Origin of the sequence: Streptomyces sp. NPDC058758 (assembly GCF_042746075.1) — a bacterium.
Lineage (GTDB): Bacteria > Actinomycetota > Actinomycetes > Streptomycetales > Streptomycetaceae > Streptomyces.
Genome location: NZ_JBHYPS010000029.1, coordinates 24,678 through 44,799, shown reverse-complemented (window position 1 = coordinate 44,799; position 20,122 = coordinate 24,678). Strand labels below are relative to the sequence as shown.

Below are 20,122 nucleotides of genomic sequence, written 5' to 3'. Positions count from 1 at the left end.
GATCCTCCGGGAACACCGCGTAGTCGCACCACCGCAGTTTCTGCAGCTCGTCTCTTCGGAGTCGGGCAGGTGGCCGGAGGCGGTAGCCAAGACCAAACCCCCCGGCCGGCGGAACTGCTTGCACGACCTCAGCGCTGATGCGCTGTCTATCCGCCGGGACGCGGGCCTCTGGCTCGTGGGCCTGGTGGGTGGAGAAGGCATCCGCCCCGTGCACCCCCTCCCTCCCCTTCTCCTGCCGAGGAGTCGCCATGTCCGAGCTCGCCATGCCCAAGGCCGCCAAGCGCCGGGGCCGCACCCGTACCTCCCGCGTCAGTCCCCTCGCCCCGATCGTCCTGTCGACCCTGTCGCCCGGTCACATCGACATGCGGCGGGTCGAGTCCACCCAGAAGCGCCGTATCTCGCTGGTCTGCCCGAAGTGCGAAACCTGGGTGCCCGTCACCCCCCACCGCGGCACCTACCTCCTCAAGACGGTCCCGCACCACACCGGCCGGGCCGGCGTCGACGCCGCGATCCGCTGCAGCTCCAGCAACCGCCTCGTCGACGTCGACATCACCCCGGCCACCTGGAGCCGCCAGTACGAGGAGTGGGCGCGCGAGGAGCGCCTCGCGGTCGACCTGACCCGTCACCGCCGCGCCACCGTCCAGACCCTCAAGGTCGCCCGGCCCCAGGAGCGGCCCGCCGACCGGCGAGCCCAGTGGGAGCGTGCAGTTCCCGCCGCTCGCCAGGCCGACGCCGCCCGCGCGGTTCCCGCCGACGCGCTCCCCACCACGCGCGGTCGGGCCGTCGACGGACCCGCCGGCGCCCTGCCGGCCATGCCCCGGCAGAACGCCCGGGACGACAGCTCCGTCCAGGCCCTGGCCGCCGGCACCCTGCGCGTCCTGGCCGACGCCGCCCCGGGCCGCTTCGCGAGCGACGTCCTCGACGAGCACCTCGCCCGCGTCGCCTACACGCACCTGGCCACGCTCTGGCGCCGCCCCCTGACCCCGGACGACCAGTCCACGCACACCGAGCTGGTGGCCGCGGTCCGGGCCGCGCTGCCCACCCCGGCCCCGGGCGAGACCGCCGCCGCGTACACCGCCCGCTGCAAGCCCGTCTTCGGCGCCCGCCGCCGCAAGCCCGCTCTCGCGGCCTGACCCGCACCACCGACCCGGCCCCGGCCTCGGCTCCCGCACCGCGCGGGGGCCGAGGCCGGGGCCGTCTGCTCCCGTCCCTGCCCACTCACCGCACCCTGGAGGTTCCGATGCCCGCCACTCTGCCCCTGACGTCCCACCGGCCCAGCAGCGGCGAGGTGTTCGACGCCGAGACGCTCGCGCTCCTGGACGAGCTCGACATCCCGCTCCCCACCGACCTCACCGACGCCGAGATCGGCCTCGACGTCGCCTTCGGTACGCCGCTGGAGATGTACGAGCCCGCGGGCACCGCCCGGGAGATGCGCCGGTACGCGGCCGCGGTCCTGACCGTCCCGCCCGACCGCCGCCACGAGCTCGCCCTCGCGCACGGCGCGGAGATCGCCGCCCGCGTCGACGCCGGCCGCGACATCCTCGCCACCGACCCGACCATCACCGCCCGCGTCTGCGAGCGCCTGGTCGACGTCCTTCTCCCCCACGCCGCTCGGCTGCGCCGGACGATCCGCTCCGGATGCCGCCCTGAGTACGCCGCCGCCTGACCCACCGGCACCGGATGGACGCCCACGATCAACGGCCACCCCCTACTGCACCAAGGGGGTGGCCGCTGGTCGTGGCCGGTCGTACGACCCGCCAACACAACGACAGCCCCGGGGATTGGGCCCCCGAGGCTGTCCAGGACCTGTATGGAGGACCTGATGCAGAACAGCATCGCACGGAACAACGGCGACTCCGACACGGACATGGACGAGGCCCTGCGCCGCGTCCGCTCGGGACGGTGACCCCCATGGACTGGCGCCACAACGCGGTCTGCCGCGACGAGGACTCCGAGCTGTTCTTCCCCATCGGCAACACCGGTCCGGCCCTGCTGCAGATCGAGGAAGCCAAGTCCGTCTGCCGCCGCTGCCCCGTCATGGAGGCGTGCCTGCAGTGGGCGCTGGAGTCCGGGCAGGACGAGGGCGTCTGGGGCGGCCTGGCGGAGAACGAGCGGCGGGCGATGAAGCGCCGCGCCGCCCGCAACCGCGCCCGCAACGGACAGGGGACGGCGGCATGAAGACCTTCCTGGCCGTCCTGACCGCGCCCCTGCGGCACCTGTGGCAGTGCCCCACGTGCAGCTGCTGGTGGGACACCCCCTCCTGCCAGAGGTGCTGACCCGACACCGAGCGTCGCTCCGCCGACAGTCGGGCTCCCGGCCACCGTGACCGCCGGCCGGGAGCCCGACCCAGATCCCTTCCCGCTTGACCGCACGCGCCTTCACCGGCGGCCCGCCTGACGGGTCGCCGGCCTTCCTCACGCCCTCTACCGGGCATCGGCTGGAGCCGACGCCCGTCTCCAGGAGGCACCATGCGCACCATCCGCCGCGACGGCTGGACCGCCGCCGACTACGAATCCGAGCAGATCCTCCACCAGCTCGGGCACCGCGACGCCGCCGCCCGGGTCACCCGGGCCCGCCGCGCCCGCCCGCTCCGCCGGGCCTGGCGCACGCTGCGCGCCCGGCTCCACCGCCCCGCCCCCGCCGAGACGCCGGCGGCGCCGACGGGCATCGACTGGGACGCGGCCCGGGCGGCGGCCGACGCCGTCAACCGCGGCGACGTCGACGAGGCCGACCGCATCGTCCAGGCCACCGCCGACCCCCGCACGACCGCCTTCGCGGCCTTCCGCTTCGTCGGCGTCGAGTGACCCTTCCCCGCCTGTCGGTTGCCTCCCCCGCCCGTCCCGGCCCGTGTGCCGGTACGGACGGGGCCGAGGGGAGCCGGACAGCCCGGACCACCACGACCTGCGAGGAGAGCTGGATGCACGCCAAGGCCCGAAGCACTACTGAGTCGACCAAGTTCAAGGCGGGCGACCACGTCCTGTTCCGCGACCCGAGCCTGTTCTGGGCGGGTAAGCCGGACCACACCTTCGTCTGCCGCGTCGAGTACGGCTGGCTGAGCGGCGGCTACGACCTGGTCTGCCTGAACACCCGGCGCAAGGTCTCCCAGGCGGACCCGGACTACATGCGGCTGCTGCCCGCCGTCGACGCGATGCGCGACATCGACACCGCCCCGCTGCACGCCGACGGCGCGGCCAACGACATGACCGCGGCCGCGCTCGCCTGGCTCACCCAGCAGCACGCCACCGCGAACGGCCAGCCGGAGCTGCCCGCCCCGCGCGACTGACCCCACCCACCGAGTACCACCGCCGCCCCGGCCTCCCGGGGCGGCACCCGACCTGGAAGGAGGCGGCGTGGCCGCCAACCGAACCCGTAAGAGGGCCACCGCCCGCACCAAGACGCCGGCCACGACGGCCGTGAAGCCCGCCGCCTCCACCCTGCCCGCCCCCGCCCCGGCGCCGCTCTCCGAGATGGCGCCGGTCTCCGAGACGGAGACGACGGTGGCGCCGGAGACGGACTGGGTGGCGCTGGCCCGGGTCGCGGACGCCCGCGACCGAGCCGCCGACATCATCGACACCGCCCGCGAGCAGTCCCTCGCCCTGCAGACCCAGGCCGAGGAGCAGGCGGCGCGCACCGTCGCCGACACCCACGAGCAGACCACCGCCCTGCTGGCCGACGCGCGCACCCGCGCCGAGGCCGTCACCGCCGGCGCCCAGGAGGAAGCCACCGCCCAGCGGGCGGCGGCCACCACCGAGGCCGAGACGGCGCGCGAGGAGGCGCAGCAGCTGCGTGGCGAGGCCGACCGGCTCCTGGCCGAGGCCCAGACCCGCGCCGACCAGCTCCTCGCCCAGGCGCGGGCGCAGGTCGCGGAGCTGACCGAGCTCGCCGCCGCCGACCACCAGGCCACCGCGACGGCGGTCGCCGAGCTGCGGCGCCTGGCCGAGGCCGACCTCACCGAGATCGGCGCCCTGGTGGAGACCCGCCGCACCGAGGCCGGGCAGATCCTCGCCCGCGCCCGCGCCGAGGCCGACGAACTGCTCGCCGCGGCCCAGGCCGAGGTCGAGCAGGCCCGCGAGCGCCACGCCCAGCTCGCCAAGGCCGCCGCCGAGCAGTACGACGCCCGGCGCACCGAGGCGGAGGCGCTGCACGCGGACGCGGTCCAGGCCGCCGCCGAGCGGCGCCGCGAGGCCGACGCCCACGTCGCCGCCGCCCACACCGAGGCGGAGACCGCCCGCGCCGAGCTGCGCGCCGAGCTCCGCGAGCTCGGCGAGAAGTTCGACGCCGACGCCGAGGCCAAGCGCCAGGCCCTGGCCGAGGAGCTCGCCGGGCTGAAGAGGGCGTGCGACCAGCAGCGCGAGAAGCTGCGCACCGAGGCCACGACCGTCGCCCAGGAGCTGCGCGCGGCCGCGCAGAAGGAGGCCGAGCGCATCACCGCCGAGGCCGAGCGCAAGGCGAAGGCTGTCACCGAGCGGGCGCAGGCCGACGAGGCCCGCGCCCGACGGCTGCTGAACGAGGCCCGCGAGGCGAAGAAGGCCGCCTCGAAGTGGCGCGGCCGTCGTCAGAACCTCGGCGGCAAGCTGTGGAAGACGGCGCCGTGGGTCGCGCTCGCCGCCGGCGTCGGTCTCGCCGCCAGCGGCGAGTACGAGCTGGCCCGCATGGTCGGCATCAACCAGTACGTCGCCCCGCTCCTGCCGGTGTCGATCGACGTCTACTGCGTCACCGCGTTCCGCACCAAGAAGGACATCGCGCCGGCGCTGATCCTGATGGCGTCGGCCAACGTGATCTTCCACCTCTCCGAGCAGGCGCACCTCGTCCCCGAGGGCGGGTCGGCCCCGTGGTGGCTGACGACGTTCGTCGTCCTGATCTTCGTGGCCGTCATCTGGCGCGTACACACCCTCATGCACAACGACGGTACGGACGGCCACGGCGGTACGGACACCTCGTCCAGTACAGCCACCGGTACGCCGGACCGTACCGGTACGGACGGCGGAAGCGGAACGCCCGCCCGTACCGGTACGCACCGCCGGACGAACGGTACAGACAGCATCGCGTCCGGCCGTACGCAGCCCGCGTACGGCGACCTGTACGCCGCGAACAACGGCGGAGGAGCCGACGGTACGGGCGCCGGACACGACGGTACGGACCCGGCACACGCCCTTTCCCGCCCCGCGCACCACGACGGGGTTGAAGGGGCGCTGACCAGGCCGTACAGCGACCGTCCACACGGCGTACACACCCCCCTGGACGGGGCGGCGCGTACCGGTACGGCGCCCCGGGGGCGTACCGGTACGACGCACGCCGCCGTACAGGAGCGCAGCGGCACGGTCAGCGTCCGTACCCAGCTCGGCTCCGACGCCGTACAGGGTGGCCGTACCGGTACGACCACCGCTTCCTCCCGCGCAACCGGAACCGCCGGTACGGGCCGTACAGCCGGTACGGACCGACCCGGTACGCCCGCCCGTACGGACGCCGAACTCCTCCCGCTCGTACAGGCGCTGCCGCGCGATGAAGACGGCTACGTCACCCTCTACCGCGTCCGTACCGACCTCTCGGTCAACCTGCCCCGCGCGGTCCGGCTGCTGAAGGAGGCCGGCCTGCTGCGGCCCGAGGACGCCGACAAGCACCTCACCTGACCCACCGTCCGGCACACACCAAGGAGGGCCAGCCCGAAGTCAGCGGGCTGGCCCTCTTTGCGACTGCCGGAAGCAGTCACGACCAGTACAGCACGTTTCCCCTGATCAGACCCCGCTTCCGGCATGCCTGGGCGGGCTCGACCCACACCGAGAAGGAGTTCATCAGTCATGTCCGGCATCGACTGGGACAAGGAGCTCAGCCTCATGACCCCCCAGCCCCAGCCTCCGACCCCGCAGACCCCGGCCCCCGAGGCCCCGGAGAAGCCCGCGACCTCGAGGTTTTCCACCGCGGTCGACGGGATGCGCCGCAACACCGCGGCCCTCGCCGTGTGCGGCACGATCGCCGTCGTCGCCGTGTGCGGGACGGTCATCGCCGTCACCAACGCGCAGGCCGACCAGGCAGCCCAGGAGCGTGCGCGCGCCCAGCAGGACGCCGCGAACGCCCTGGTGGAGGCCGAGGCCGACAAGCAGCGGGCCCAGATTGAGGAGGCCACCGCCAAGGCCGCGTACGAGCGGGAGCTGACCGTCTACCGCGAGTGCATGAAGGACCGCGCGGCGGCCGTCGCCAAGGCGTCCTCCTTCGAGATCTCCCGGATCCCCGAGTGCCCCGCCCCGGTCTTCAGCGGCACCTCCGCCCGGGCCCAGCAGCCCGCCGGCGCCAGCTCCAGCAGCGGCATCACCTCCAGCCCCTGGCTGTGGGTGGCGCTCGTCGGCGGCGGCGGATTCATCGCCTACAAGAAGCTCTCCACGCCCTCCGGTTCGGGCGCGGCAACCCCCGTCAGCAACAAGGGATTCACCTTCGAGAAGGGTGCGTAAAAATGACGCTTCAGTTCTTCGCCCTCGCCCTGTTCTGCTGGGCCCTGTTCTTCACCTTCAAGAAGACCAAGGGGAAGCAGATGGTCGTCTGCATCATGCTCATCGTCTCCGGCATCTTCCTGCCGTACACGCCGTTCAGCGAGTCGATCCGCGGCACGCTGGAGTCCGTGTTCAACACGGCGAACACGACCGTGAACAACATCGGCTCCGGGTCGCGCTGAGTGAGCAAGCCCGGTTACCGGTTACCGGTTACAGCCCCCAGAGACCCCTCGAACCCCCCGCCGGAGGGCCCGAACCGGCGCTCCTGGGGGCCTGTAACCGGTAACCGGTAACCGACCTCAACCACACAGAGTCACAGAAGGGAGGGTCATGGAACTGCTCTTGCTCCTCGCCATCAGCTACGTGTTCGGCGTGGAGAAAACGCACGGGAAATACGAGCAGGCGGGAATCAAAAAACCCCCCGCTAAAACAAAAGAGAAATGGAATCCGACCCGGGCTCCGGAAACGTTCCGAAATACGCCGTACAACGTCGCGGCGAAAATGCATTACGGTCTTCTGGTGGGCGCGCATATGGCCGGTGGTCTGCGCGACGGATGGCGCTCGGCCTACCTCAAGGAGCCGACCGAGACGCCTTCCGTTTCCCCTTCAGCAGACCCCTCTGCGGCGAAGTCGCCGAAGGGCAAGCCGACGAAGGGGAAGCCGTCCTCGAAGACGGCGCCGACGGGGACCTCGTCCTCGACGACCGCGCCGACCGGGACCCCGTCCTCGGCGACTCCGCCGGCGGGCACCCCGTCCTCCACGGCGACGCCGCCGTCCGCACCCCCACCGCCGACGGCGCCTCCTCCCCCGACGACTCCGCCGCCGACGACCCCGCCGGTGACGGTGCCGCCGGGGTCCGCAGTTCCCCCGGCCGGGACCATTCCGCGGCCCCGCACCGTCAAGCTGCCCGACCACATCCGGAAGGACCCCTCTATGCAGCCCAACCCGCCCGTCCCGCACGCCGCGACCGTCGACGACAAGGGCGTCCACGTCACGACCGCCGCGGGCAAGTCCCGCACCTACAGCGGCGGCGAGGTCATGACCCTCACCCAGGTCATCGACCTCGCCGACGGCTCGGCCACCCTGTGCCAGGCCAGCACCGACACCGCCCTGGAGCTCATGGACGAGGCCTTGGAGCTGGCCACGGACTGCGACACGCTCATCGCCGACATCACCGCGAAGGGCGTCGGCGCGAACCTCATCGCCAAGTGCGAGGTGCTCAAGGAGCAGCTCGACCTCCAGGCCGCGGCCGCCAAGGACGTGCACGACAAGATTCAGGGCGGCGAGGAGGCGTGCCGCACCGCCTCCGCGAACGCCGAGGCCCGGCACGGCGGGATCTTCCGCGCCGTCGCCGACTCCCCCCTGACCAAGCCCGCCGAGCGCGACTTCTACAACGCCCGCTGACCTAGAGACACAGGAGAGGCCCCGCATGAGCGCCACCGAAACCCTCAAGGACGCCGCGAACTACGCGGCCCTGCGCACCAAGCTGGCCTGGCTCACCCACAAGGTCCACGCCCACGCCCAGACCGTCACCACGCTCGCCGCCGACATCGACGACGCCGCCGAACAGATGCTGGACGCCTCCGAGACGATGAAGGCGCTGGCCGTCGACGACGCCACCACCAGCGAGTTCGCCGACGCCGCGCTGACCATGACCGGCGTCAAGGACGCCGCCGGCGCCTACACCTCCGCCGCCGACAGCGCCTCCGCGGCCGCCGACGACGCGAAGACCACCACCGAGAACGACCACGGCGGCATCGCCGACGCCGTCGCCACCTCCCCCGTCGACATGGCCGAAGCCGGCTTCTACGCCCAGCAGTAAAGGAGATTGAAGGACCATGGGGCCGACCCGAGCACAGTTCATCCAGTACGCGCCCGCCGCTCTCGCGGTGGTGCCACTCGCCGCCGGCCCCTGGTCCGCCCTCGCCGCCGCGGCGGCCGGAGCCGGGGCGTGGGCCGTCGGCGCCTCCGCCCCCGTTCTGCGGTCCCTGATCGCGTGCGGGCTCACCACCACCGGCTGCGGCATCGCCGCCAGCGAGGCCCTCGCCGCCGGCATGAACCCGCTGATCGCCCTCGGGCTCGCCGTCCCGGCCGGGGCGGCCGCCCTGGCCCACCACCGCAACCTCGCCGGCCACCTCCCCGCCCCCGAGCTCATCCCCGTGACCACGGGAGCGGGAGCGGGAGCGGGGACGGGGGCGGCCACCGGGCAGACGTCGCAGGCGCAGCTCATCACCGCCTGGTGGCGCGAGTACATCTCCGGCCCGACCCAGACCGAGGGCCGCGTCCTCATCCAGGCCGGGGCCAACCTGGAGCACCTCGGCCTCGAGATCGACGCCGACCACGTGGCGTTCACCGGAATCATCACCCTGCCCCAGGGGCAGCAGGTGCGGGTCCGGGCCGCCGACATCGCCTCCGTCTACCAGATCCCCGTCTCCCAGGTGGAGCTGGGCGACCCCAAGCACTACGCGCCGAACGCCCTGCCGGTCACCGTGCACCTGAAGGTGCCGGCGGAGCAGCCGCAGATCGCGGCCGGGGCCCCCACGACGCCCGAGGAGCTGTGGGCCGCGTACGTCGGCGCCCCGGAGGGCGCGATGCCGGGCACCACCCTGACCCTGACCCGCTACGACGGGCCGCTGGACTGGGAAGGCATCGCCACCCGCGACCGCAAGGCGATCGGCACCGTCAACCTCCAGGACCTCGCGGGCAACTTGGACCTGGAGACGATCCAGATCGCCCTGGCCCCCGGCGACAAGCCGTCGCAGATGGGGATCCGGGTGATGAGGGAGCATGCGCTGATGCACGGCACGATGCTCTCCTCGGTCCTGGACGAGCTGGCGATGGACTCCCGCGGCTACATCCGCGCCGGCACCTACGTCGACGGCCGCCCCGCGCTCCTGCCCCTCGCCCAGCCCGGCTCCGGCGCCCGCCACCTCTACCTCGTCGGCGGCTCCCGCTCGGGCAAGTCGGGGCTGCTGGAGCAGATCCTGCTCTCCGCCCACCTCTCCGGCATCGCGGTGATCCTCGCCTCCCCGCAGGCCGGGACCATCGCCGGCGCCTCCCTCTCGGCCTACCTCGGGGACGGCTTGGACGAGGCGATGGGCGCGCTGCGCCTGGCCTACGCGATGCTCCTCGACCGCGAATCCCGCTACCGCAGCCCGGCGTTCCCGTTCACCGACCCGCTGGCCCTGGTCATCATCGACGAGGCCCACATGCTGCTGTCGGCCTCCTCGCCCTACGCCGAGGAGGCGAAGGCGATCGTGGAGCAGCTGACCCGCCGCTCCCTCAAGCGGGGCATCGGCGTCGTGCTGGCCACCCAGACCCCGCTCGCCGAAGACCTCGGCAACTCCACGGTCATCCGATCCCAGCTGCTGATCGGCGGCGGCGCGGTGTTCCTGCGCTGCGCCAAGGGCCAGGGCTCCCTGGTCGGCACGAACGCGGTGGAGGGCGCGGAGGGCCTCGACCTGTCGAGGATCCCCTCGCAGTGGCCCGGCCAGTACGCCAAGGTCGCCGACCGGGACATGTCCGGCCTGGCCACCGAGGCCGCCGCCGCTCCCGAGGACGGCACCTTCGGCCTGGGCTACCTCCTCACCCCCGGCAGCCAGGCCGTGCAGTTCCGTTCCCTGCACCTGGACGTGCCGCCGGTCTCCCTGGCCGGGGGCGAGCGGCCGGTCGGGATCGAGGACTGCGACGCCTGGCGCGAGCGCGACGCCATCGCCCAGACGCGGATGGTCGACAAGCGCGGCAAGAACCTGGTCGGCAGCCTCGCCGACCTCCTCGCCGCCGCCGAAGCCGCCTCCTCCTCGCAGGAGCCGGCGGCCCACCACAACCCCGCCGGTCTCCACGCCGTCCCCGGGCCCGCCCGGCCGGGCGGAGCACCGGCGGCCCCCGAGGGACAGGAGCTGATCAAGCCGCGCATCCTCGAGCTCCTCCAGGAGCACTCCATCCCCATGACCGCCGAAACCATCGCCCGCAAGCTCGAGATCCCCGCCACTCGCGTCAAGCCGCGGCTGTCCGAGCTGAAGAAGCAGAACAAGGTCATCAACGAGAGCGGCCTGTGGAGGGCAGCATGAACACCCACACGAAGACCGACTTCACCCCCGTCGACCAGGACCTGTACGAGAAGGCGTTCCAGCTCCTGGACCCCGACCCCGACCCCATTCCGGAACCCGCCGCCCCCGCCGCCCTCGCGGCGGTTCCCCTCACCGCCACCCTGCCGATGCGCCTGACCGGCCCGGTCGAGAAGGTCCTCACCGACGCGCTCAACTTCCTCGACACCCACGGCTGGACCAGGTACTCCCTCATCAACACGGAGGGCGCCCGCTGCTCCATCGGCGCCCTGCGCGCCGCGGCCGGCTCCCGCAACGCGGCCTACTGCGACGCCGGGAACCTCCTGCTGGACGAGGCCCGGCGCCAGCACGGCAAGAAGTGGGAGGCCATCCCGTCCTGGAACGACTGCCACAGCGGAGCGGAGGTGCGTAGCGTGTGGGAGGCCGCCATCCGGCGGGCCCACCACCTGAACATCTGACGCTGGAGCTGCCCGTGTCGTTCTCGTTCACCAACCCGCAGCCGGACCGCGGCGGCCGTTCGTTCTCCTTCACCGACCCACAGCCGGAAGATGACGGCCGCTCGTTCTCGTTCACCGGCCCGGACCCGGCCGACATCGACAGGCAGCTCCAGACGATCAGCGACATGGCCACCGAGATCCTCCGCCTCGTCGCAGACGTCCGCAGGCAGATCAACACCTGACACACCGCACAGCTCGGCCCAGCGCCCCGCCCGGAACCTCCTTCCGGGCGGGGCGTCGCCGTTCCCTGCCCGAACACCGCCCCCTCGGGAGACCGCCACCGTGCGCCGCTACCGCTACCGCTGCACCATCTGCCGCACCACCAGCCCCGTCGTCCTCCACCCCGACGACCTCGACGCCGAAGGCGACGCCCACCGCCAGGCCGTCCACGGCGGCCACTTCCCCGACGACGAACTCGCCGGCGAGATAGACCGCCTGGGCCGCTGGTACGCCGCCCTGTCCCCGCTCGCCGTTCTCCATGCCCGCATCGCCGACGGCCTCAGCGACCTGCGCGACGAGAAGACGCTGGGCCACTACTGGTGGGCCAGCGCCGGCGCCGCCCTCCTGATCGGCGGCTCGGCCGCCCTCATCGTCCTCGTCGTCTCCGCCGCCCTCTGACACCGGCACCGACCGACCCGCCCGGCCACCGGCACCGGCCCGCCCCGTTCCTCGGCGGCGGCCGGTCCCGGTGACCGGACAGGCCGACCGGCCACCACCCGCGCCCCGCAGACCCCCCGGTCGGCGGGGCGCCGCACTTCCCGCCCTGCTCCACCGCCCCTCGGGAGACCCCGATGCTCCGTCTGATTCGCACCCGCACCCTCCGCGAGCTCCACACCCACGTCCAGGAGCTCCACGACCGCGCCGCCAGCCAGGAGCGCGGCCGCCTGGCCGCCGAGTACCGCATCACCCAGGCCCTGGAGCTCCTCAGGACCGAGGACACCGAGCTGTCCACCCGCCTTGCCGACGCCCTGACCGGTGACGGCCAGTTCACCGTCGCCGCGACGAGGAACTCCGCCCCGCTCCCCCACTGACCGCCCGCCCACTCCGGGGAGGCACCCGTGTACGCCCACGAGACTGACGAGGACCTGGTCGACATCGACCCGCACGACCCCGGCGACGGCTCGCTGCCGGTCTTCCGGTGGCGCCAGGCCGGCCCCGGGCTCGCCACCCGCCGCCAGCTGCGGGAGATGGGCCTGCGCCCCGGCGGCCAGGAGCCCGTCGCCCGTATCGAGTGCCGCGGCGGTCGGCGGTTCGCGTGGCTGTACCGGATCGACCTGGCGAGGCCCAAGTTCCCGATGACCCTCGCCAAGGAGGCCCCGCTCGACGCCGCGATGGCCGCCCGCCAGACCTGCGGCACCTGCCGCCGACGCTACTTCCACTGCATCCAGGCTGCCGTATTCCATCGCATGCAACACATTTCGCACCGCGCCAACTCGCTGAGCTGCAGTTGATGCCCAGGTTAGCGTCGGCTCGGTGGTTGGTTGGGATGCGCTGACCTGGCACCCGTTACCGACTCAACGATGATGCGTTAGATGCATCGTGAGTGCTGTCGTTGATATGCCTGGAGCCGCGCGCCTGGTCCTCGCCGACGGAGTCGTGCACCTGGACCCCGAACCTGCCGTCCTGGAAGCGATGTTGGAAGGCTGGGCACTACAGCAGCGCACGCGTTTCTTGAGGGAGTCGACGATCAACCCCCGGATCGCGCTGGTCCGTCGACTGGCCCGATTTACCAATGAGTACCCGTGGCAGTGGGACCCCGCCGAGGTGGAGGCATTCTTCGACGCTCTTCGTACCCGGCGCCCTGGCAGGCCGCTCGCCGTGTCGACCGTACGGAATTACCAGAACGACCTTCGGCTGTTCTTCGACTACATCACCGACGCCCGCTACGGCTGGCCGTCCACATGCAACGAGCGATTCGGGCGGGCTCCGGTCCAGCTCCTGCACGAGTGGAACACGATCACCCACGCCAGCGAGTACGAGGGAGCCGCCGAACGGCGTCCGCTCACCTACGACGAAGTCCAGACCCTTTTCGACGCCGCCGACGGCCGTGTCGAGGAGATCCGCGCACGACGACGCAAGGGCTCGCTCGCGGCCCTTCGCGACGCCATGGTCTTGAAGACGGTCTACGCCTTCGGCCTGCGGCGCCAGGAAGCATGCGGCCTGGACCTGTGCGACCTGCGCCGGAATCCCAAGGTCGCCGACTACGGCCGCTTCGGAGCGATCTTCGTCCGTCACGGCAAGGCATCCAAGGGCGGACCTCCCAAGCGCCGCAGCGTTCTGACCGTCCCGGAAATGGACTGGATCGTCGACGTCCTGGACCAGTACGTCAGCGAGGTCCGCCCCGCTTTCGTGCCGGGCAAGCACCCGGCGTTCTGGATCACCGAGCGCCGCGACCGGATGTCCCTGAGACGGCTGAACGACGCCTTCGAGACAGTGCGCCGGGCCGCCGACCTGCCCGCGGAGCTGGACCTGCACTCGCTGCGGCACAGCTACGTGACCCATCTGATCGAGTTCGGTTATCCAGAAAAGTTCGTCCAGGACCAGGTCGGCCACGCCTACGCCAGCACCACGGCCATCTACAGCCACGTCTCGGACGAGTACCGAAACCGGCTACTACGACGCTCACTGCAAGCCCGGCACGGCGATCTATGGGGGCAGGAAACGTGATCAGAAAGATGGCCATCGACTGGCAGCTACGGATCCGGATGGCAGAGAAGGGCATGTTCCAGACCACGGAACTGGTCCCGCTGCTGGCCGAACGCGGCGTGCATCTGTCACGTGAGCAGGTCTTTCGTCTCGTGACGCAGACACCGCAAAGACTGTCCATGGACACGCTCGCCGCACTGTGCGACATCCTCGCGTGTGAGCCCAACGACCTGATCCGGGTGGAGGTCACCAACGCTGAGGTGCGTAAGACTGTCGGCGAGCAGCCGGTGTCCCGGCCGCAGGCGCGTCGCACGACGATCCGACGCCCTGGCGCGGAATGACCGCTCCCCTCCGCCTCGGCGAGGCACATCGACAGGTCGTCGCATACCTCACCTCCCAGCTCACAGGGGTGACCGGCGAGCAGGCTGCGGAGGCCCTGGAACGCGCGAAGATCACAGCACGTTCCTGCGTCGCCCTTGCCCGCCACTTCCAGCAGCACCAAGACGCCCTGACGAATCCGGGCCCGACGCCTCCACAGAACCTGGTGAGGCTCGCCCATGCCCTGGCGGCCGCCGGGCACGGCCCGGTCACCCTGCCGACGTGCGCCGGCTGCGGAAAGATCTCGCGCGAGCTCACGCATCGCCTCCCGGCCGGACACTGCTGTTCGAGCTGCGCCTACCGGGTGCGGCCGCCGAAGACCTGCTCAGGCTGCGGCCGCCAAATGAGGATCAATGGCAGCGGTCCGAACGGCCCGCTCTGCGGCACCTGCTACGGCAAACACGTTGCCACCGCATGCGGGCAGTGCGGGCGCGTACGCCGCGCGACCTACCGCATGCCCGACGGCAGTGTCCGCTGTCAGGGATGCCACCCACGTCCTGAGCGCACCTGCTTCGGGTGCGGAGTTCAGGCCCCAGTCCAAGCGATCTCGGCGGACGGACCGGTCTGCCGACGCTGCTACCGACAACCTGAGCGCCGCTGCGGCAGCTGTGGAGAAGTACGTACGGTCGACCGGCGCGGTGGCGACGATAGGCCCGATCTGTGCTCCCGCTGCTATCACGCTCCGCCGGTCGCCTGCTCCTCCTGCGGCCGGCTCCGGACCTGCGCGCGCAGGGTGGCGGGCAAGCCGTTCTGCCAGAGCTGCTGTCCTCGCCCTACGCGACCATGCGCGCGCTGTCTCCACGACCGTCCTGTCCATGCCTACTGGCCGATGGGACCGGTCTGCCAACACTGCTACGCGGCAGTGCGCGCACGCCCCGGCGCCTGCGCTCAGTGCGAAGAGCGACGTCCACTGATCGGTTCCGCCGAAACAGAGGCCGGCATCTGTGGACCGTGCGCCGGAGTCGATCTCACCTACGCGTGCCTACGCTGCGGCACGAGCGACAAAATCTTCCGCGAGCAGTTGTGCACCCGCTGCTTCATCACGAAACAACTGGCCGAAGCTCTCGGAGGGCGAGATCAAGCGGTCCCCGCACAGCGGCAGAACTTCCACTCGGCTCTCGCCACCGCAGGACGCCCCCGCAGAGTGGCGCATTGGCTGACCCGCGCCGGAGTGCCTGGCCTCCTGTCTCAGCTAGCCATTTCCGATGAGGAGATCACCCACCAACAGCTCGACGACCTCCCCAACACGCCGACCACTCGCTACATCCGCGACGTCCTCGTCGTCGCCGCGGTGCTGCCGCCGCGCGACGAACGATTGGAGGCCCTCCCCCGCTGGGCGGACGCCCTCTTGGCCCAGGCACCGCTCCCTCAGAGGCAGCTCGTCATCCCCTTCACTCATTGGTATCTGCTCCACCGCATCCGCCGGGCCCATCGGCACCGCCCGCTACGCGCCAGCACACAGCACCAGATGCGATCGCGACTGCGCCGGGCCCTGGAACTGCTCGACTGGCTCGACAAGCACGGCACCGCTCTCGGGGAACTCACACAGCCAGAACTCGAGATGTGGCTGGAGGAAGGGACTGTAGAACGTCGTGAGGTGCGTGCCTTCATCACCTGGGCGCGAGGTCGGAGCCTTGTCGGCGAGCTCGTAGTTCCCCGGGCACGCATCGCCGCACCCAGCGTCTTCATGACGGACGAGGAGCAGACCGAGCAGCTACACCGGTGTCTCGGCGACGATTCTCTGCCTCTCGATGTTCGTACGGCTGGTGCCCTGACGCTCCTCTTCGGCCTGCAGCACACCAAACTGCTCGAACTCACCGTGCGCGACGTCGTAGACGACAACGCGATGGTGGCGCTCAACCTCGCAGGCCATCGTCTTCTGCTGCCGCCCGAAGTCGCCCGGTTGGTCCGTGCGCAACGTGACCAGTGTCGGGCACGCTGGCAGCTTGATCAGACAGCCAGCACAACACCGTGGCTGTTCCCCGGCCAGGAACCCGCCCGCCCTCTCGGAGCCACCTACCTCAATTTGAAGCTCCGCCGACACGGCATCGCACCTCGCGCTGGCCGCAACAATGCTCGTCTCGCGCTCGCCACAGACCTGCCGGCGTCCGTCCTCGCCGACCTCACCGGCACCAGCATCAGCAATGCCACCCGCTGGACCGGATACGCCAGACGCGACTGGCTCGACTACATCGCGTCCCGCACGCAGATCTGACTGCTTCTCCGGGCGGCGGCCATGGTCCAGAGAGACCACCACGAGATGGGAGCGGTCATAGCGCCTCTGCGCATTCGTCAACGAATGCGCAGAGCCGACGAGTGAGGCTCAAAAAGTAGGGGGCGGGGTCCGAGTCGTCCTGCATGTGAGGTGCGTCCTGGAGCCACTGCTGCCACAGGCCACCCGGTTGCCGGAAGCGGTCGGCTTGACCGCCTCCGAGGTTCAGATCGATGAACTGGAGAGCGCCCATGACGACAGTCTGGTCGTATCCGAGGTCAGGACGACGGAGGTAGCGATCCAGATAGTCGGCGAGCAGATCAGCGTCGCGTGCCGTTCCAAAGCTGGCCAGGGCCACGCTGTAGGCCAGCCCAGCGCAGCAGACCTCGCTGGCCAGCAGGAGTTCCCCGAGACGCTCACGGAACTCGGTCCGGCGGGAGACGGCTACGAGCCAAGCCGCAGTTCTCCGCTCACGCCAGCTGCCCTCAAGAAGCTTGGCGATCTCCTCTGCGGTGATGAGTCCCGCGTCCTCACGAAGGTCTCGCATGAATCGGTCGGACTCAGGACTTTGCATGCTCAGCAAGCCACCGCCGAGCTTCAGGTAGCGCCGCTCGGGCGTGACGTACCGGCGAACCAGGGCTAGCAACTCGGCATCGTCACGAGGATCGCGTATCACACGACCGATCTTGCCTTGCTGATGCGGAACGGGGCCAGCCCGTTCCCTGCCCGGCTTGTCCGAGGACAGGCGATGGCCCACGCGGCTTCCGCGGCGCCTTGGCACTGGAATACCGCAGCTACGGAACAAGTGCACTCCGCCAACACCGCTCAAGACCTTGGGCTCGTGCCTGGAGTGCTACGACAGCACGCCCGCCGACCCCGCCTCCTACACCGCTCCCCCGGCCCCGCACCTTCTGGCCGCCTGACCCGAGAGGACCCCTCATGCAGGCTCACCGTCCCGCCGTCTTCGCCGCCCTGCTCGGACTGACCCGAGCCGCCAGCGCCGCCGGCGACTTCTGGGTGCAGAGCGACTTCTGCGCCCGGGTGAAGGGCGCGTCCGACGACCACCCGGTCACCTACCAGGACCCGGTCACCGAGAAGAAGACGGTCCACGGCACGGCCGACGGCCGCAAGGCGTGCCTGGAGCACTGCCTGACCTACACGGCCACGCAGGCGATCGTCGCCGGGCTCGGCGCCCGCGCGCTCGGCATCCGGGTCCACCCGACTGCCGCCGCGGCCGCCCTCGCCATCTCCTTCGGCACCCACTACGCCGCCGACCGGCGCGTCCCGGGCAAGGGCCTGCTGGAGAAGCTCGCCACCAGGACCGGCAAGACCAACTTCTACAAGCTCGCGGACTTCGGTATGAACGGGGCCTTCCACTTGGACGCCGCCTGGCACCACGGCTGGGAGACGGTCGCCGCCCTGGTCGCCACCACCGGCGCGAAGTCCCGGTAACCGGCCGCCCGCACACTCTCCGTCCGCGCCGCCCGGCCGGGCATCACGAACTCCCTCGCTGAACCGGCCCGCTGTCCTGCGGGCCGCCCTCCCCGCATCTCCGAAGGAGAACCGCTGTGCGCGCTTCCGTACGCCGCTCCATCCAGGCCCTGCTCGACGGCGCCGACATGGTCACCATGCTGGCCGGTGCCGCCAGCGGCGCCGTGGTCGGATACACCTACTACCCGGCCACCCTCGACGCCGACCTGCGCCTGGCCGCCACCGGCGCCGTCGCGCTCGGCGGCGTCTTCCTCTTCACCACGGTCGCCGACGCGCTGCTCGCCCCGGTGTGCCGCCGCTTCGCCCAGGCCGACGCCGCCGACATGCGGGCCGCCGCCCAGACCCGCGCGGCCGAGGCCCGCGGCGCCGCCGTGCCGAGCGGCCTGGGCGAGGCGCTCGACCAGGTCACCGCGGCCGCCGAGGACGACGCCGCACGCCGCGCCGCCCAGGCCGCCTACCGTATCGACCTCAGCGACCAGCTGCTGAGCAACCCCGGCCGGTGGCGCGGCTACATCAACGGCGAGGCCAGCTACTACCTCGCCCCCGGCACGGTCCTGCACTACAGCCGGGAGGAGAGCGAGCGGGGCATCGCCGAGCCCCGCTACACGCTCCTGACCGCTGACGACCCGACCCCGGTCCCCGTCACCAACGTCCGGGACATCCTCGACTACCTCGCCCCGCGCGCCCGCAAGACGGCCGAGGACCTCGACGCGGTGGCGCCGAGCACGGTCTGACGGCTCCCTGTGCCGCCCCCTGGCCCGCGCACCGCGCGGAGGTCCGGGGGCGGTGCGGAGGACCGGACAGCCCGGCCCCGGCCGCCACATCGGCCGAACCACCGTGCAGGAGACGACGATGACCGCCACCGTGCTCACCGCCGAGACCCTCATCCGCCGCTACGCCGACGACATCGCCTACGTCGCGCAGCAGCCCCCGGCCACCGACCTCGCCGCCCTCATCAGCCAGCTCGACACCGCCGCCCCGCGCTACGAGGCGGCCGGCATCAACGGGCACGAGGACCTGGAGACCGCCTCCCTCCACCTCGACGAGGCCCTGCGTGCCACCGGCACCGACCGCGACGTCTTCCTGACCCGGGCCCACGAGCTCCTGCGCCCGCTCGTCGGGGACATGACGCAGGAGTACCGCGCCGCCGCCGGCGACTGACCCGAACCGCCGGCCCGCTCCGCGTGCACCCCGCCCCCGTGCCCCTGACGAGGGGCGGGGCGCACCGAGCGGCGGCCCTCACCGCTTCCCTCGCTCTTCGCCCTCCGGTGCTCGCGCCCCTCCCCCGCGAAGGAGAAATCGCACTCATGGCACGTACCTTCAACGCCACGCTGCAGCCCCTCGACACGACCATCCCCGACCCGGCTGTCGTCGTCCTGATCGGTGCCGCCGGCTCCGGCAAGTCGACCTTCGCCTCGACCTGGAAGCCCTCCCAGGTGCTGGAGCTCGACGCCTTCCGGGCGATGGTCTCGGACTCCGCCGGTGACCAGGGTGCGACGGCCGACGCGGTCGCCGCCCTGCGGACCGTTCTGGAGGCCCGCCTGGCCCGCAAGAAGACGACCGTCATCGACTCGACGAACTGCGAGCGCGCCGTACGGGCCGGGTTGGTGCAGGCCGCCCGCCGCCATGGCGTCCCGGCGGTCGCGGTCCTCATGGGCACCCCGGTCTCCCTGTGCGTCATCCGGCAGACTGCCCGCACCCCCGACCGCGCCGTGCCCGCCGACACCGTCCGCGCCCAGCACGCCGCCGCCGTCACCGCCTACCCGGGCCTGCGCGGCGAGGGCTTCGACCACGTCGTTTTCGCCGACCAGCTTCACCGCCTGGAGCCGCTGCTGCAGCGGGCCAGCGACGCCCGCCGCGCCGACCTCGGCTGGGACGGCCACCCGGGTCTCGGCTCCCTCCTCCTGGTCCGCCGCGTCTTCGGCGACACCGTGCTGCCGCTGTGGCGGTGGGTGGAGGGCTCCACGCTCGCCGGCGGCGACCGCGTCGCCGAGATCACCCTCGGCGCCGACCGGCTCATCCTCGCCCTGCGCCGCGACGTCGACGGGGAGGGCGACTACGGCTTCGACCTGCTGACCGCCTGCCCCGTCGACGAGTGCACCGCCCCGGCCTGGGCCCCCGCCCACTCCGTCACCACGCTCCTCGACGCGCTCACCAGCTCCCTCACCGGCGCGGACACCGTCTGCACCGTCCACGGCGACGGTGCCGAGCACGACGACCAGGAGGACGACCTCGAGGACCTGGCCGCGCCGTACGCGGACGCGATCCGCGCCTGAAACGCCCCAACGCCTCGCCGGACAACCACAACCCGCCGCGCCCCGGCCCCGCCGGGCGCCCGCCGACCAG

General features: G+C 71.8%; 25 protein-coding genes. 23 read left to right on the top strand and 2 right to left on the bottom strand.

The features are described from left to right. The first annotated feature begins 248 nt into the window (after window positions 1-248). The 8 genes from ACFW6A_RS28020 (at window position 249) to ACFW6A_RS27985 (ending at window position 6,667) form a co-directional block, all read left to right on the top strand. Window positions 249-1,133, top strand: coding sequence for a hypothetical protein (locus tag ACFW6A_RS28020; RefSeq protein ID WP_386643805.1), 885 nt, complete (start codon window positions 249-251; stop codon window positions 1,131-1,133). Between the two features lie 107 nt (window positions 1,134-1,240). After that, window positions 1,241-1,666, top strand: a complete 426-nt coding sequence (locus ACFW6A_RS28015; RefSeq protein WP_386643802.1) for a hypothetical protein — start codon at window positions 1,241-1,243, stop codon at window positions 1,664-1,666. 245 nt (window positions 1,667-1,911) lie between these two features. Continuing rightward, the gene (locus tag ACFW6A_RS28010) at window positions 1,912-2,178 is read left to right on the top strand and encodes a WhiB family transcriptional regulator (RefSeq protein ID WP_386643799.1); all 267 of its coding nucleotides are present in this window, start codon (window positions 1,912-1,914) and stop codon (window positions 2,176-2,178) included. A gap of 290 nt (window positions 2,179-2,468) precedes the next feature. Then, complete coding sequence (locus ACFW6A_RS28005) at window positions 2,469-2,804, top strand: hypothetical protein (RefSeq protein ID WP_386643796.1); 336 nt, start codon at window positions 2,469-2,471, stop codon at window positions 2,802-2,804. Window positions 2,805-2,917: 113 nt separating this feature from the next. Next, window positions 2,918-3,283: a hypothetical protein gene (locus ACFW6A_RS28000; protein ID WP_386643794.1), complete on the top strand. Its 366-nt coding sequence runs from the start codon at window positions 2,918-2,920 to the stop codon at window positions 3,281-3,283. A 67-nt stretch (window positions 3,284-3,350) separates the two neighbouring features. Next, window positions 3,351-5,630: a hypothetical protein gene (locus ACFW6A_RS27995; protein ID WP_386643791.1), complete on the top strand. Its 2,280-nt coding sequence runs from the start codon at window positions 3,351-3,353 to the stop codon at window positions 5,628-5,630. Between the two features lie 168 nt (window positions 5,631-5,798). Further along, the gene (locus tag ACFW6A_RS27990) at window positions 5,799-6,446 is read left to right on the top strand and encodes a hypothetical protein (RefSeq protein WP_386643788.1); all 648 of its coding nucleotides are present in this window, start codon (window positions 5,799-5,801) and stop codon (window positions 6,444-6,446) included. 2 nt (window positions 6,447-6,448) lie between these two features. Continuing rightward, window positions 6,449-6,667, top strand: a complete 219-nt coding sequence (locus tag ACFW6A_RS27985) for a hypothetical protein (protein ID WP_190223666.1) — start codon at window positions 6,449-6,451, stop codon at window positions 6,665-6,667. A 384-nt stretch (window positions 6,668-7,051) separates the two neighbouring features. Here the strand turns inward: ACFW6A_RS27985 and ACFW6A_RS27980 are convergent, their stop codons facing one another. Beyond that, window positions 7,052-7,402, bottom strand: a complete 351-nt coding sequence (locus ACFW6A_RS27980; RefSeq protein ID WP_386643785.1) for a hypothetical protein — start codon at window positions 7,400-7,402, stop codon at window positions 7,052-7,054. Window positions 7,403-7,418: 16 nt separating this feature from the next. On the opposite strand from ACFW6A_RS27980, the gene ACFW6A_RS27975 reads away from it, so the two are divergent. The 11 genes from ACFW6A_RS27975 (at window position 7,419) to ACFW6A_RS27925 (ending at window position 16,288) form a co-directional block, all read left to right on the top strand. Continuing rightward, window positions 7,419-7,889, top strand: coding sequence for a hypothetical protein (locus ACFW6A_RS27975; RefSeq protein WP_376602340.1), 471 nt, complete (start codon window positions 7,419-7,421; stop codon window positions 7,887-7,889). A gap of 25 nt (window positions 7,890-7,914) precedes the next feature. Further along, complete coding sequence (locus ACFW6A_RS27970) at window positions 7,915-8,307, top strand: hypothetical protein (protein WP_386643782.1); 393 nt, start codon at window positions 7,915-7,917, stop codon at window positions 8,305-8,307. Between the two features lie 16 nt (window positions 8,308-8,323). Beyond that, window positions 8,324-10,555 (top strand): hypothetical protein, encoded by a 2,232-nt coding sequence (locus ACFW6A_RS27965; protein WP_386643779.1) that lies wholly within the window; start codon window positions 8,324-8,326, stop codon window positions 10,553-10,555. Then, on the top strand, window positions 10,552-11,010 hold the full coding sequence (locus ACFW6A_RS27960; RefSeq protein WP_386643776.1) for a hypothetical protein: 459 nt from the start codon (window positions 10,552-10,554) through the stop codon (window positions 11,008-11,010). Before ACFW6A_RS27965 ends, ACFW6A_RS27960 begins: the two co-directional genes overlap by 4 nt. Window positions 11,011-11,024: 14 nt before the next feature. Then, the gene (locus tag ACFW6A_RS27955; RefSeq protein WP_376400353.1) at window positions 11,025-11,231 is read left to right on the top strand and encodes a hypothetical protein; all 207 of its coding nucleotides are present in this window, start codon (window positions 11,025-11,027) and stop codon (window positions 11,229-11,231) included. Window positions 11,232-11,331: 100 nt separating this feature from the next. Further along, window positions 11,332-11,667: a hypothetical protein gene (locus ACFW6A_RS27950; RefSeq protein WP_386643773.1), complete on the top strand. Its 336-nt coding sequence runs from the start codon at window positions 11,332-11,334 to the stop codon at window positions 11,665-11,667. Window positions 11,668-11,840: 173 nt separating this feature from the next. After that, window positions 11,841-12,080 (top strand): hypothetical protein, encoded by a 240-nt coding sequence (locus ACFW6A_RS27945; RefSeq protein ID WP_386643770.1) that lies wholly within the window; start codon window positions 11,841-11,843, stop codon window positions 12,078-12,080. Window positions 12,081-12,107: 27 nt separating this feature from the next. Next, a complete protein-coding gene (locus ACFW6A_RS27940; RefSeq protein ID WP_386643767.1) occupies window positions 12,108-12,500 on the top strand; it encodes an RRQRL motif-containing zinc-binding protein in 393 nt (130 codons plus the stop codon). A gap of 88 nt (window positions 12,501-12,588) precedes the next feature. Beyond that, the gene (locus tag ACFW6A_RS27935) at window positions 12,589-13,716 is read left to right on the top strand and encodes a tyrosine-type recombinase/integrase (protein ID WP_351847695.1); all 1,128 of its coding nucleotides are present in this window, start codon (window positions 12,589-12,591) and stop codon (window positions 13,714-13,716) included. Continuing rightward, complete coding sequence (locus ACFW6A_RS27930; RefSeq protein ID WP_014677494.1) at window positions 13,698-14,036, top strand: helix-turn-helix transcriptional regulator; 339 nt, start codon at window positions 13,698-13,700, stop codon at window positions 14,034-14,036. Before ACFW6A_RS27935 ends, ACFW6A_RS27930 begins: the two co-directional genes overlap by 19 nt. Window positions 14,037-15,217: 1,181 nt before the next feature. Beyond that, window positions 15,218-16,288 (top strand): hypothetical protein, encoded by a 1,071-nt coding sequence (locus tag ACFW6A_RS27925; RefSeq protein ID WP_351847698.1) that lies wholly within the window; start codon window positions 15,218-15,220, stop codon window positions 16,286-16,288. Window positions 16,289-16,343: 55 nt separating this feature from the next. Here ACFW6A_RS27925 and ACFW6A_RS27920 read toward each other — a convergent pair whose 3' ends face one another. Further along, window positions 16,344-16,961 (bottom strand): DUF6000 family protein, encoded by a 618-nt coding sequence (locus ACFW6A_RS27920; protein ID WP_351847746.1) that lies wholly within the window; start codon window positions 16,959-16,961, stop codon window positions 16,344-16,346. A gap of 263 nt (window positions 16,962-17,224) precedes the next feature. Between ACFW6A_RS27920 and ACFW6A_RS27915 the strand changes: the two genes are divergently transcribed. From ACFW6A_RS27915 to ACFW6A_RS27900, 4 genes are all read left to right on the top strand, one after another. Further along, window positions 17,225-17,737, top strand: a complete 513-nt coding sequence (locus ACFW6A_RS27915; protein ID WP_386643762.1) for a hypothetical protein — start codon at window positions 17,225-17,227, stop codon at window positions 17,735-17,737. A gap of 116 nt (window positions 17,738-17,853) precedes the next feature. Continuing rightward, window positions 17,854-18,510 carry a hypothetical protein gene (locus tag ACFW6A_RS27910; RefSeq protein ID WP_386643759.1) on the top strand — a complete coding sequence of 219 codons (657 nt, stop codon included), beginning with the start codon at window positions 17,854-17,856 and terminating at the stop codon, window positions 18,508-18,510. A gap of 118 nt (window positions 18,511-18,628) precedes the next feature. After that, complete coding sequence (locus ACFW6A_RS27905; RefSeq protein WP_386643756.1) at window positions 18,629-18,937, top strand: hypothetical protein; 309 nt, start codon at window positions 18,629-18,631, stop codon at window positions 18,935-18,937. Between the two features lie 146 nt (window positions 18,938-19,083). After that, on the top strand, window positions 19,084-20,052 hold the full coding sequence (locus ACFW6A_RS27900; protein ID WP_386643753.1) for an AAA family ATPase: 969 nt from the start codon (window positions 19,084-19,086) through the stop codon (window positions 20,050-20,052). Window positions 20,053-20,122: the final 70 nt, after the last annotated feature.

Coding starts and splice junctions, on each gene's coding strand:
- ACFW6A_RS28020 (WP_386643805.1), top strand. CDS start 249: ATGTCCGAGCTCGCCATGCCCAAGGCCGCCAAGCGCCGGGGCCGCACC.
- ACFW6A_RS28015 (WP_386643802.1), top strand. CDS start 1,241: ATGCCCGCCACTCTGCCCCTGACGTCCCACCGGCCCAGCAGCGGCGAG.
- ACFW6A_RS28010 (WP_386643799.1), top strand. CDS start 1,912: ATGGACTGGCGCCACAACGCGGTCTGCCGCGACGAGGACTCCGAGCTG.
- ACFW6A_RS28005 (WP_386643796.1), top strand. CDS start 2,469: ATGCGCACCATCCGCCGCGACGGCTGGACCGCCGCCGACTACGAATCC.
- ACFW6A_RS28000 (WP_386643794.1), top strand. CDS start 2,918: ATGCACGCCAAGGCCCGAAGCACTACTGAGTCGACCAAGTTCAAGGCG.
- ACFW6A_RS27990 (WP_386643788.1), top strand. CDS start 5,799: ATGTCCGGCATCGACTGGGACAAGGAGCTCAGCCTCATGACCCCCCAG.
- ACFW6A_RS27985 (WP_190223666.1), top strand. CDS start 6,449: ATGACGCTTCAGTTCTTCGCCCTCGCCCTGTTCTGCTGGGCCCTGTTC.
- ACFW6A_RS27980 (WP_386643785.1), bottom strand. CDS start 7,402: ATGTGGTCGGGCAGCTTGACGGTGCGGGGCCGCGGAATGGTCCCGGCC.
- ACFW6A_RS27975 (WP_376602340.1), top strand. CDS start 7,419: ATGCAGCCCAACCCGCCCGTCCCGCACGCCGCGACCGTCGACGACAAG.
- ACFW6A_RS27970 (WP_386643782.1), top strand. CDS start 7,915: ATGAGCGCCACCGAAACCCTCAAGGACGCCGCGAACTACGCGGCCCTG.
- ACFW6A_RS27965 (WP_386643779.1), top strand. CDS start 8,324: ATGGGGCCGACCCGAGCACAGTTCATCCAGTACGCGCCCGCCGCTCTC.
- ACFW6A_RS27960 (WP_386643776.1), top strand. CDS start 10,552: ATGAACACCCACACGAAGACCGACTTCACCCCCGTCGACCAGGACCTG.
- ACFW6A_RS27945 (WP_386643770.1), top strand. CDS start 11,841: ATGCTCCGTCTGATTCGCACCCGCACCCTCCGCGAGCTCCACACCCAC.
- ACFW6A_RS27930 (WP_014677494.1), top strand. CDS start 13,698: ATGGGGGCAGGAAACGTGATCAGAAAGATGGCCATCGACTGGCAGCTA.
- ACFW6A_RS27915 (WP_386643762.1), top strand. CDS start 17,225: ATGCAGGCTCACCGTCCCGCCGTCTTCGCCGCCCTGCTCGGACTGACC.
- ACFW6A_RS27905 (WP_386643756.1), top strand. CDS start 18,629: ATGACCGCCACCGTGCTCACCGCCGAGACCCTCATCCGCCGCTACGCC.
- ACFW6A_RS27900 (WP_386643753.1), top strand. CDS start 19,084: ATGGCACGTACCTTCAACGCCACGCTGCAGCCCCTCGACACGACCATC.